The following is an 11,294-nucleotide window of genomic DNA, read 5'->3' as shown; positions in this document are numbered from 1 at the left end:
TTCAAGAGCTGTTAGAAAACCAACTAAATTCACACCAACTCTAATTTAACAAGCAAAGCTGTATTATTAGATTTACTTTTTAGGTCAATTATTAATGCTTTACGGCTACGTTAATTTTATTTCACCCAGTAAATAAGCAATTATTACTCTTAAATCTAAATTCCACGCATAAAAATAATCGCATGATGCAGTTTCAAATTTTCACAATAACTAGCTTGCGAGGTCCCCCTGCCAACTGCGCCGTGAAATACGCGTGTAAATTGTGTGGTGAGTTTTAACCAGTTTTCAGGAGATATATTGAGTCTTTCCAGTAAAGGAAGTTGGGTGTTATCAATATGGCCGTGTTTATCTTCTCGAATTATTCGTCCAGTTAGCTCAACAAGTTCAAGGTACGACTTTAACTCAAACGGCATCCCTTTTGGCATAACTTGACGTGACATACCTGCAAATCGGAGCAGTTGTTTTGGTTGTTTTCTTTGCACATGTTAAGCGTAGTTGGGCGCTGGTATGGTCAGATTCTTCTGGGGTGTTAGCCATTTTAGCTCTGATTGGGTTTAAGTCGACATACGCCATGCAGGCCGAAAGTGCGGCTTCATCAAGAAGTGCTTGTGACCTAAACCGCCCTTCCCATATATTTATAGGGAATAAATTTGAATGCCGTTAGGCAGCCCGAAGGGTGAGAGCCATGGATGGCAGCGAATAAAACCTACCTGTGCAGTTATCTTCTTTATTTGCCCTGCGCGCAATGTCTTCATTTAACAACCGCATAAACCAGCTAAGACTTGATAGGCGCTCTCGATATTCCTTTACTGTTTTATTAAAAAAGATAAGTTCAGCTTTACTTAGCTTCTCACCCTGTATGTACTTTTGCGTAAGGACAGTACCTTTACACAGCTTGTGCCAGCGAATAACAATCGCTTTATCATTCAGTCTGTTCGCTTTTTTGTCATCTACATACAACACTAAATGCATGTACTTCAGGCATCCTGCCTTCCGCCCTCCGGGCCAACTGCGCTGTTGTAAAATGTTCCAACATTTTGCTGGTTACTCATAACGGCATAAGCACAGACGTCAATACAAAATATTTTGGCTAACTCAAGGAATTTGTCTTCAACCCACCCTCTGCGATGCTCAAAAGAGTGACCAGTAAAATGGTCTTCACCGCACAAAAAAGCACGCCGAACACAACGTGATATACAGTGGTAGTACTTTGTATCAACCAAGCTTACTTGACGCTTTCTTGCGATTGCTATAAGACACCAAGCTTGTTTTCACACTGATGAAGGCCTAGTACTTAGTTCGCCAAACTGCAAAAATTAGAGTGGGTGTCTAGTTTATTCTTAACCGAGTAAAATAATCTTTAACATCACCGTGGGCGGATACGCCGCTGCACCCGTTTTATCGTTGTTATACCACGCGTCAAAGCCCGACAAGTCGAGTTTATTTTCGATAATATAACAAAGTGCATATTCTAATATGTCAGACAAAATTTGCTCATCGAAATTGATAGGAATGAATTCATTTTGACAGGGTAAGTCAGGCTAGTGGTTAGCCATAACGGTTTACCGTAGGTGAATAATACCTATTAGATCACAGCTAACAAATGAATTTAAATTTAAAAAACAATCAATTAAATGTAGTAAGATACGTACCTAGAAAGAGTAATTCTTCAGCCTCAACGCCGCAATAAGAGGTGAGTAACAGTTTGCTAAAATGTTAATCGAAGTGAAACCGAGCAAACTGTTACAAATCCGACTTTATTGCCTTATTATGTTTTTTTTGATCACTACTTGAATGGTTAGATAAATAACTAATGTATTGAAAACAAAAAGCACAACCCCTTCATTTATGGTCGGCTGAGTAAAACTATTAAATATAACAGCCAACAGGTAAGCAGTTATAATTGTCAACCCTCCACCAAATATAGAGAAAAGAAGTTGTAATTTACTTTCAAAAAAGTTTATATATTTAAGCTTAATAACCACATAAGTTGTAGCAATTAACGCTACAATATTTAAACCTACTTCAGGTGTTATCTTTAAAATAGAATGAATAAATACACCAAAAAATATTAGCATTGTGTAAAGAATTGCAAAGAAGCTGCAAGTTTTAATATGATTCATGTTCTTCCTTAATTTAAAACTTTACGTCGCTCTAATTCATTAGAGTACTTCTGGGTCTCGCTATAAGAAAACTCATGGGCACCGATAAGTATCAGCGAAGCTATTAAAACAGTTACATTCCCAGTTGATGCCCCCTGTTTAGCGATACTCCATACAGAACCGCCGACACCATACGCTCCAGGATTTTCCCCCAGCAAGCTTGACCACCTATTGAGTTGGCTGTGAAAATCTAAAACTTCTTTTAACTCTTCATTTGTTAAGTATCACTCAGCCCATTGTGGTTTAACTACTGAGTCTAAACATTTAACTCTAAGCTCATATTGTAATTGTGGATAAGATAAATCTTGAATCATCCTCATTACTGACATTTTATCTAAACGATTTAATTGTCGGTACAAAATGGTCCACTCATAGTCATTACTATTTGGTCTTTATCCCCAATTAATTTATGTGTTGGTACCTTTAATATTTCAGCTAACTTCCTCATAGCTTCACTCGAATTTTTCGGTAAAGAGTAGCGCATACCTACTTTATTTTTATTCATCAATAACTCCTTTTGATATTTTATACAAATATTGCACATTGAAAGCAGAACAATTTGTATACAACATTTGTCGCTTTATAAACCAAAAATGTCCATGTATCACAATACATTCACCTTAGCCCTCAAATAAACAGGTGTAAAGAATTAGTTGACTTAGTCTGATGTTTTACAAATGCAAAAATACACAATAATGGTAGAGATCAGTAATATTAGACAAAATACAAAACAGGTCTATATACAGTGTTTGTTTTTGTAAATTTACGCTGTGAGATCACCTTTTTTAGCTATGATTTCTGTAAACCGATAATAAGAACAGACAGATTGAACGCGCTAAAGCCTATTCCTACGCGGTGAGTTTCACACCGAATTAATCTCACAACTCTTTATTTCTATACTTTTACCTTTAACCTCGAACCTTTTACCCATAAAAAAGCCGCTGTTTGTTAAAACAGCGGCTTTCTTTCTTAAAGCTTATAGCTAAAAACTGACAGCTAGTACTTTAAGCTTTACCAATCACTTCAAGTCCACCCATGTATGGGCGTAATACTTCTGGTACTACTACAGAGCCGTCGGCTTGTTGGTAGTTTTCTAGTATTGCTACAAGTGTACGGCCAACCGCTAAACCTGAGCCGTTTAGTGTGTGTAAAAGCTCTGGTTTTTTAGCGCCTTCACGACGAAAACGAGCTTGCATACGACGTGCTTGGAAATCGACCATGTTTGAACATGATGAAATTTCGCGGTACGTGTCTTGCGCTGGTAACCATACTTCTAAGTCGTAGGTTTTAGCTGCGCCAAAGCCCATGTCGCCCATACATAAAATCACTTTTCGGTATGGTAGTTCTAGTGCTTGTAAAATTTGCTCTGCGTGGCCTGTTAGCTCTTCAAGCGCTTGCATAGAATCTTCTGGTTTTACTAGTTGTACTAGTTCAACTTTATCAAACTGGTGCTGGCGAATTAAGCCGCGTGTATCGCGACCATAGCTGCCCGCTTCACTTCTAAAACACGGTGTGTGCGCAGTTAAGCGAATCGGTAAATCGCTTTCTTCGTAAATTTCGTCGCGTGCGCTATTAGTAAGCGGTACTTCTGCCGTAGGAATTAAGCTAAAGCCAGCTTGCTGCTCGCCATCATCGTTTACTAGGCCTAACGTGTGGAATAAATCGCCGGCAAACTTAGGTAATTGGCTGGTGCCGTAAAGGCTTGCGCTATTAACTAAGTACGGTACATACATTTCTGTGTAGCCGTTTTTATCTGTGTGGGTGTCTAGCATGTATTGGGTAAGTGCACGGTGCATACGCGCTACTTGGCCGCGCATTACGGTAAAACGTGCGCCACTAATTTTAACGCCCATTTCAAAGTCTAGGCCGTTTAGGTCTTGCCCTACATCAACGTGGTCTTTAACTTCAAAATCGTACTTTTTAGGGGTGCCCCACGTTAAAATTTCTACGTTGTCGTCTTCGTCAGCACCTTCTGGTACCGATTCATCAGGTAAATTTGGAATTGCTAAGGCAATTTGTTTAATTGCTTCTAACACTTCATCTTGCTCAGCTTTAGCTGCGTCTAATTCGCTGCCTAAGTTAGCAACTGCGTCTAGCAATGGCTGCGCATCTTCGCCTTTTGCTTTTGCTTGACCAATGGCTTTCGCACTGGCGTTACGTTGACTTTGAAGTTCTTGCGTTTTTACTTGTAATGTTTTGCGTTTTTCTTCAAGTTCAGTCACTACCGCTACATCTAGTTCATAACCACGTGCGGCTAAACGTGCTGCAGTTTGTTCGACATCTTGACGTAAATATTTAGAATCTAACATGTTAGTTTTTTAACCTTTTTGCATTACTAGCTGAAGGCCCAGCCAAGCCATAAAAATACACACCATCACGTTTAAGATGATATTGAGGGCCATTTTAATAAAGTGACCTTGTTGTAATAACAACAACGAATCCATTGAGAATGTTGAAAAGGTGGTTAACGCACCTAAAAAGCCAATTCCGATGAGGGTTTTAGCGGGACTAACGGCAATAACCTGCTTATCGATTAAACCGTACAAAATGCCCATCAACAATGAACCCAGAATATTAACCGTCAACGTACCAAAAGGGAATCCCCTACCGAGGAGTTTTAGCATGGTTTCGCTAATAAAAAACCGTAAACAGGCTCCTGAGGCTCCGCCAAGAGCTATCATCATGTAAAGTTTAATCATGCTCATAACGTTTTACTGGGCTTTGCGCGTCGCGCTCTTTTAAATAATCGAGCTTTTGTTTAATTTTTTGCTCAAGTCCACGATCACTTGGCTGGTAGTATTGTTTGCCATCCATTTCTGGCGGTAGGTATTTTTCGCCAGCAGCAAATGCGCCTTCTTCATTATGCGCATATCGATACTCTGCGCCATAACCTAAGTCTTTCATTAAATTAGTGGGGGCATTGCGTAAATGCTCTGGCACTGGGTAGCTTGGCTGATTTTTAGCATCGTCTTTAGCTTGGTTAAACGCCATATAAACCGCATTGCTTTTAGGTGCGCTGGCTAAATACAAGGTGGCCTGTGCAATTGCGCGCTCGCCTTCACTGGGGCCAACACGCTGAAAAATATCCCATGCGTTTAAAGCCACTTCCATCGCGCGCGGATCGGCGTTGCCAATATCTTCAGTGGCAATCGCTAATAAGCGCCTTGCAACATAAAGCGGGTCGCCGCCACCGGCTAAAATACGGCAGTACCAATAAAGCGCACCATCGGGTGAACTGCCTCGCACTGATTTATGAAACGCCGAAATTAAATCGTAAAATTCATCGCCGCCTTTATCGTATTTCGCTAAATGCGAAGGGAGTACTTGGCTGAGTACCTGTTCGTCAACATGAAATTGGCCGTTTTGCTCAGTGGTTAAATCGACTGCTTGCTCGAGTAAATTAAGCACTTTACGAGCATCGCCACCACTTGCTTGGCATAGCGCCTGTTTGGCGTTATCTGCAATCACGATGTGTTTTTGGCTTAATTGCTCATCTTGTTTAAGTGCACGCTCAATTACCGTGTATAAATCGCTTTCCTGCAAGGATTTTAAAACATATACCCTTGCACGAGACAAAATCGCATTATTAAGCGCAAACGAGGGGTTTTCGGTGGTCGCGCCTACAAATATAAAAGTGCCATCTTCAATATGCGGTAAAAACGCATCTTGCTGAGATTTATTAAAGCGGTGAACTTCGTCAACAAACATTAGAGTACGCTGGCCGCGGCTTTGTAAGTTATCGCGCGCTTGGGTTACGCTATCGCGTATATCTTTTACGCCCGCCGTTACTGCCGACATTTGAATTAGTTCAGCATCGGCATGATTGGCAATAATTTGCGCGAGCGTAGTTTTACCCACCCCTGGCGGCCCCCATAAAATTAAACTATGGCAACGCCCTGCAACAATGGCTTGATGCAGCGGTTTATCGCTACTTAGTAAATGCTGCTGCCCTATGTAATCGTTTAGCGATAAAGGGCGCATACGCGCAGCGAGTGGGCGTACATCGGGCCCAAAGTTAAAACCTAAATTACTCACCGTTACTCTGATCGTCTATTTCTACACCCGCTGGCGGGGTAAATTCAAAAGTTGTTTTATCAAGCTCAGTATTAACCTGTGCATTGCTAAATGTAAACGCAGATAGCTGGCCTGAGTTATCTTTAACCACCAGTTTTGCAAGCCCCTGCTCGTTATCAGCAAAAGTAATATCAAGCTGCTCTACTTGGCTTTCAACGCCTTTATTTGGGGTAATGCTAAAGCCTAAATCGGTGGCAAGCACGCTGTATTTTTCCCATTGCGCAGGGTCTTTAGAGGTGAGCAATATAAACGGTGTAGAGTCAATTAAACCGCTGGTTTTCATGATGGTTACTTGCTCAGCAAAGCTATCAAAGTAATAGGTTTTATCGCCGTTTGACACAAATAACGTGTCGTCTGGGTTAGTTTGCTGCCAGCGAATCATCAATGGCTGTTGCAGCGCAATATTGCCTTGGCCTTGCATTACCAGTTGGCCTTCACCGTCGGTTACGTTTTGTTTAAATTGTGCTTTAAAGCTTTTTAAGGTCGATAACTTATCTTGTAATGCTTGGCTGTCGTCAGCAAAACTTGGCATAGCAACTAAACTGCCCAATACCAATAATAAACTACTTAATTTTTTCATTAATTTGCTCCATTAGGTACTAATACATCGCGAGCGCCGTTATGTCCTGGTGCACTCACGATACCTGATGTTTCCATTTGTTCTACTAAACGTGCAGCACGGTTATAGCCTACACGTAATTTACGTTGCACTGATGATACCGATACTTTTCCGGTTTCTATTACAAAGGCGACCGCTTCGTCGTATAACGGATCTGACTCTTCATCGCCATTCTCGCTGGCTTCCCCTGGTAATAAAATATCTTCAGTGGCATCGCCATTTAAAATTTCGTCTATGTAATTTGGTTTAGCACGGGCTTTCCAATCGTTTACCACGGCATGTACTTCATGGTCGTCTACAAACGCGCCATGCACACGCTCTGGCACACTGGTGCCTGGCGGTAAATAAAGCATGTCACCCATGCCTAATAAGTTTTCTGCGCCTTGTTGATCCAGTATGGTGCGCGAATCTATTTTACTTGATACCTGAAACGCCATACGTGTAGGTATGTTCGCTTTAATTAAACCGGTTATTACATCAACCGACGGACGCTGTGTTGCCAAAATTAAATGAATACCCGCAGCACGCGCTTTTTGCGCTATACGGGCAATTAACTCTTCAACTTTTTTACCTACAATCATCATCATGTCGGCAAATTCGTCAATAACCACCACTATGCTAGGTAATTTGTCCAGTTCATCAGGGCCGTCTTTCATGCCGTCGGTGTCTTTAAATAATGGATCCATTATTGGGTAGCCCGCTTCTTTAGCTTCCATTACTTTTTGGTTGTAACCTTTTAAGTTACGTACACCTAAAGCCGACATCAGCTTATAGCGGCGTTCCATTTCACCTACACACCAACGCAGCGCGTTAGCGGCTTCTTTCATGTCGGTCACAACTTCACACAATAAATGCGGAATACCTTCGTAAACAGAAAGCTCAAGCATTTTCGGGTCAATCATGATCATACGAACATCTTCTGGGCCCGATTTATACAGTAAGCTTAATATCATTACATTAACGCCCACTGACTTACCTGAACCCGTTGTACCGGCAACTAATAAATGTGGCATTTTACCTAGGTCAGCACACACAGGTTGCCCTGCAATATCTTTACCAAGCACCATGGTTAATGGCGATGGGTTTTGCTCAAACTTAGGTGCGTTTATGACTTCTGATAAACGTACAATTTCACGGTATTTATTAGGCAGCTCAATACCGATATAGGTTTTACCCGGAATAACTTCAACCACTCGCACACTAATTGCCGATAGCGAGCGCGCTAAATCTTTTGACAGCCCAGTAATTTTAGACACCTTAATACCCGGTGCTAAATCAAGCTCAAAACGGGTAACAACAGGCCCAGGGTAAACTCCAACCACGGTTGCTTGCACGTTAAAATCGAGTAGTTTTGTTTCTACAAGGCGCGATACACTATCAAGCTCTTCTTGCGAAATTGGATTTTTTGCTTTGTCGGGTCTGTCGAGTAAATCTAATGATGGCAATGGCCCCGGAGGTGGCTCTTGCTCTAATAATTGCTCAAACTTCTCTTTGGCAGTTGGCGGCGGTTGAAACCCTGATTTTGGCTTGTTAATTGGCCTTGCTGGTGAAACCACTGTTGTAGCTGGTTTTTCAGGTTCAACCACTGGGCTTTGATCAAGCGCATTAAGTGCTGCCTCTGTGTCCATAGGTTCATCGTCTATGGCGCTAAAGCTAATTTCTTGATCGAGTATTTGGTCAAGCTCGTCAAACGGCATAAACTCGTCGTCTTGCGGCGCGTTTACTTTAGTTGTTGGTTTGTCGAGTGCTTTTGGTTTGTCTGCTGTTTTATTAGCAAGCTCAGGTTCTTGTTGGCGTGTGTCATCTTCAAAATAGGCATCGGGTTGCTCGTCTTGAACTTTACCTGCAATGCGTTCGCGTTGCATCCAACCGCGAGCATAGGTAACCAAAAAGCGGTATAACCTAACAATTAAATCACCCAAGTAATCAACAAATTGTACCCACGAAACACCCGTTAATAGGGTTAATCCTGCAAAAAAGAAACACAGCAGTAAAATAGAGGTACCGGTAAAATTAAACGCAGGCATCATCGCCGATGCAATCACATCGCCCACTACCCCACCGGATGAAAAATTATAAATATCGTCAAAATTAATACTGCTGATAGCGGTGGCTGAGGTAATAAACAGCGCAAAGCCAATAATACGTAATCCAAGTGTGGTGTAATCGAGTTGCAAAATACGGTGTGGCTGCTTAAACACTAAATAGCCAAGCAGCTGAATAGCCGCTGGCACAAAATAGGCAAGCCAACCAAAGGTAAGAAGTAAAATGTCGGCCACCCACGCGCCCGCCGTACCTGTGATATTTTGTACATTGGTAAACTCACCCGTTTGCGACCAAGCAGGATCGGCAGGATGAAAACTAATTAAAGCACATAAAATAAATACCGCTGCAAAGGTGCTGACGATGAGCCCCGTTTCTAATAGTCTTTGTACACCGTTTAGGCGCATAATTACCTATCCCTCATTATTATTTTTTACACTCACTTGGCAATAGAATACCTTAGCAGGAAATGTATTTTGATGCACTTTATCTTAACCATGATGGCCTGATTATGAACAAGTTTTTATTATTTAGTCGTACACTCATTAAAAAAGCAAAGTTGGCTGCAACGATAAAAGTATATTAAAGGCTGTTACTTTATCATTAAGCAACAAAAGGACGAATAACAACGCCTTCTTCACCTTTTACTTCTTCCATTACTACGTAGGTACGACTTTCACTCACATTGGGCAGCTTTAATAATATATCACCAAGTACCCCTCGGTATTCTGACATATCGTTAACCCGGGTTTTTAATAAAAAGTCGAAATTACCAGAAACCAAATGACATTCTATAATTTCTTCGTGCTTTCTAACAGCAGCACTGAACTCTTCAAACACGTCGGGCGATGTTTTGGTAATGGTTACTTCCACATACACAGAAAGCCCTTGACCAAGCTTGGCAGGATCAACCACGGCTTTATAGCCTAAAATATACCCTTCTCGCTCTAGCTTTTTCACTCGCTCTAGACAGGGCGTGGCGCTTAGGCCAACTCGTCGGGCCAGTTCAACATTTGACAGGCGGCCATCAAGTTGTAATTCGACTAAAATTTTGCGATCAATACGGTCTAATAAGTTATGCATGGCTTTTTAGTTTTTTATTCTAATAAAATTAATTTTACAGATACTAACACTACAAAGGGCTTAAAAAAAGGTGAGACACACTACCCTGGCATGAATATAATAGTGGAAAATTTTTATCCCGTTCTAACAAGGCAAAATTATGATTATTGGTGTACCTAAAGAAATTAAAAACCACGAGTACCGTGTAGGTATGGTTCCTGCGAGTGTTCGCGAACTTGTAAATCACGGCCACCAAGTGATTGTTGAAACGAATGCTGGTATGGGCATTGGTTTTACAAATGATGATTATGTTCAAGCAGGCGCTGAAATTTTAGAAACAGCTGCTGACGTTTTTGCAAAAGCAGAAATGATCATCAAGGTAAAAGAGCCTCAAGCTGTTGAGCGTGCAATGTTACGTGAAGACCAAATTCTTTTCACTTACCTTCACCTTGCACCGGATCTTCCACAAACTGAAGACCTTGTTAAAAGTAAAGCAATCTGTATTGCGTATGAAACAGTAACTGATTCACGCGGTGGTTTACCACTTTTAGCGCCAATGAGTGAAGTTGCTGGTCGTATGTCTATTCAAGCAGGTGCACAAGCGCTAGAAAAAGCTAACCACGGTCGTGGTATGTTACTAGGTGGTGTACCCGGTGTTGAGCCAGCTAAAGTAGTTGTTATTGGCGGCGGCATGGTTGGTCGTAGCGCTGCACAAATGGCCGTTGGCTTAGGTGCTGAGGTTGTTGTACTTGACCGTAACATCGACGTATTACGTGCACTAGACGCACAGTTTGGTAACAAAGTTAAAGCTATTTACTCAACAGCTGATGCGCTTGAGAAGCACGTACTTGAAGCTGACCTAGTAATTGGTGGTGTACTTATCCCAGGTGCTGCTGCACCTAAACTAGTAACTGCTGAACACATTAAAGCAATGAAGCCTGGCGCTGCAATTGTTGACGTTGCAATCGACCAAGGTGGTTGTATTGCTACGTCTAAAGCAACTACGCACGCTGATCCTACTTTCATCGTTGATGAAGTTGTTCACTACTGTGTTGCTAACATGCCAGGTGCTGTTCCACGTACATCTACGTTTGCACTTAACAATGCAACATTACCGTTTATCATTAACCTTGCAAACAAAGGTTACAAAAAGGCACTACTAGATGACGCTCACTTCTTAAAAGGCTTAAACGTACTTAAAGGCCAAGTAACTTACAAAGAAGTAGCTGAAGCGTTCAACATGGAATATGTTGACCCACGCACTGCAGTAGAAAACGCGTAACTATTATTGTTACCGCTTATACCTAAGCCATCATTTAGGTATAAGCATTAAA

General features: G+C 41.5%; 10 protein-coding genes and 1 pseudogene. 1 reads left to right on the top strand and 10 read right to left on the bottom strand.

Annotation, left to right across the window (positions count from 1 at the left end; translation table 11 throughout):
- Positions 1 to 155: 155 nt before the first annotated feature.
- The 10 genes and pseudogenes from FLM54_RS06675 to lrp form a co-directional block, all read right to left on the bottom strand.
- Positions 156 to 1,253, bottom strand: a pseudogene (locus FLM54_RS06675) (transposase).
- Positions 1,254 to 1,340: 87 nt separating this feature from the next.
- Positions 1,341 to 1,487, bottom strand: a complete 147-nt coding sequence (locus tag FLM54_RS06670) for a transposase (protein ID WP_256729678.1) — start codon at positions 1,485 to 1,487, stop codon at positions 1,341 to 1,343.
- A 270-nt stretch (positions 1,488 to 1,757) separates the two neighbouring features.
- Positions 1,758 to 2,123 (bottom strand): hypothetical protein, encoded by a 366-nt coding sequence (locus FLM54_RS06665; RefSeq protein WP_178955865.1) that lies wholly within the window; start codon positions 2,121 to 2,123, stop codon positions 1,758 to 1,760.
- A 382-nt stretch (positions 2,124 to 2,505) separates the two neighbouring features.
- Positions 2,506 to 2,667 carry a hypothetical protein gene (locus tag FLM54_RS18770; RefSeq protein ID WP_218648495.1) on the bottom strand — a complete coding sequence of 54 codons (162 nt, stop codon included), beginning with the start codon at positions 2,665 to 2,667 and terminating at the stop codon, positions 2,506 to 2,508.
- A gap of 499 nt (positions 2,668 to 3,166) precedes the next feature.
- Positions 3,167 to 4,471 carry a serine--tRNA ligase gene (serS, locus tag FLM54_RS06655; RefSeq protein WP_024601694.1) on the bottom strand — a complete coding sequence of 435 codons (1,305 nt, stop codon included), beginning with the start codon at positions 4,469 to 4,471 and terminating at the stop codon, positions 3,167 to 3,169.
- Positions 4,472 to 4,480: 9 nt separating this feature from the next.
- Positions 4,481 to 4,861 carry a fluoride efflux transporter CrcB gene (gene crcB, locus FLM54_RS06650; RefSeq protein ID WP_010389726.1) on the bottom strand — a complete coding sequence of 127 codons (381 nt, stop codon included), beginning with the start codon at positions 4,859 to 4,861 and terminating at the stop codon, positions 4,481 to 4,483.
- Positions 4,854 to 6,197, bottom strand: a complete 1,344-nt coding sequence (locus tag FLM54_RS06645; protein ID WP_178955863.1) for a replication-associated recombination protein A — start codon at positions 6,195 to 6,197, stop codon at positions 4,854 to 4,856. The genes crcB and FLM54_RS06645 overlap by 8 nt, the downstream gene beginning before the upstream one ends.
- Positions 6,190 to 6,816, bottom strand: coding sequence for an outer membrane lipoprotein chaperone LolA (lolA, locus tag FLM54_RS06640; protein WP_055011834.1), 627 nt, complete (start codon positions 6,814 to 6,816; stop codon positions 6,190 to 6,192). The genes FLM54_RS06645 and lolA overlap by 8 nt, the downstream gene beginning before the upstream one ends.
- Positions 6,816 to 9,305 carry a DNA translocase FtsK gene (locus FLM54_RS06635; protein ID WP_178955861.1) on the bottom strand — a complete coding sequence of 830 codons (2,490 nt, stop codon included), beginning with the start codon at positions 9,303 to 9,305 and terminating at the stop codon, positions 6,816 to 6,818. The genes lolA and FLM54_RS06635 overlap by 1 nt, the downstream gene beginning before the upstream one ends.
- Positions 9,306 to 9,501: 196 nt before the next feature.
- The gene (lrp, locus tag FLM54_RS06630; RefSeq protein ID WP_008110073.1) at positions 9,502 to 9,981 is read right to left on the bottom strand and encodes a leucine-responsive transcriptional regulator Lrp; all 480 of its coding nucleotides are present in this window, start codon (positions 9,979 to 9,981) and stop codon (positions 9,502 to 9,504) included.
- A 139-nt stretch (positions 9,982 to 10,120) separates the two neighbouring features.
- Here lrp and ald point away from each other — a divergent pair, with 139 nt between their 5' ends.
- The gene (gene ald / locus FLM54_RS06625) at positions 10,121 to 11,242 is read left to right on the top strand and encodes an alanine dehydrogenase (RefSeq protein WP_054200757.1); all 1,122 of its coding nucleotides are present in this window, start codon (positions 10,121 to 10,123) and stop codon (positions 11,240 to 11,242) included.
- Positions 11,243 to 11,294 lie beyond the last annotated feature (52 nt).

Source organism: Pseudoalteromonas sp. Scap25, from assembly GCF_013394125.1.
Taxonomy (GTDB): domain Bacteria; phylum Pseudomonadota; class Gammaproteobacteria; order Enterobacterales; family Alteromonadaceae; genus Pseudoalteromonas.
The sequence above is the reverse complement of the archived record's forward strand: the minus strand, read 5'-3'. Positions and strand labels throughout refer to the sequence as shown.

What these genes read in the sequence shown, in the direction of transcription:
- FLM54_RS06665 (WP_178955865.1), bottom strand. Translation starts at nt 2,123, where the DNA reads ATGAATCATATTAAAACTTGCAGCTTCTTTGCAATTCTTTACACAATG.
- FLM54_RS18770 (WP_218648495.1), bottom strand. Translation starts at nt 2,667, where the DNA reads ATGAATAAAAATAAAGTAGGTATGCGCTACTCTTTACCGAAAAATTCG.
- serS (WP_024601694.1), bottom strand. Translation starts at nt 4,471, where the DNA reads ATGTTAGATTCTAAATATTTACGTCAAGATGTCGAACAAACTGCAGCA.
- crcB (WP_010389726.1), bottom strand. Translation starts at nt 4,861, where the DNA reads ATGATTAAACTTTACATGATGATAGCTCTTGGCGGAGCCTCAGGAGCC.
- lolA (WP_055011834.1), bottom strand. Translation starts at nt 6,816, where the DNA reads ATGAAAAAATTAAGTAGTTTATTATTGGTATTGGGCAGTTTAGTTGCT.
- FLM54_RS06635 (WP_178955861.1), bottom strand. Translation starts at nt 9,305, where the DNA reads ATGCGCCTAAACGGTGTACAAAGACTATTAGAAACGGGGCTCATCGTC.
- lrp (WP_008110073.1), bottom strand. Translation starts at nt 9,981, where the DNA reads ATGCATAACTTATTAGACCGTATTGATCGCAAAATTTTAGTCGAATTA.
- ald (WP_054200757.1), top strand. Translation starts at nt 10,121, where the DNA reads ATGATTATTGGTGTACCTAAAGAAATTAAAAACCACGAGTACCGTGTA.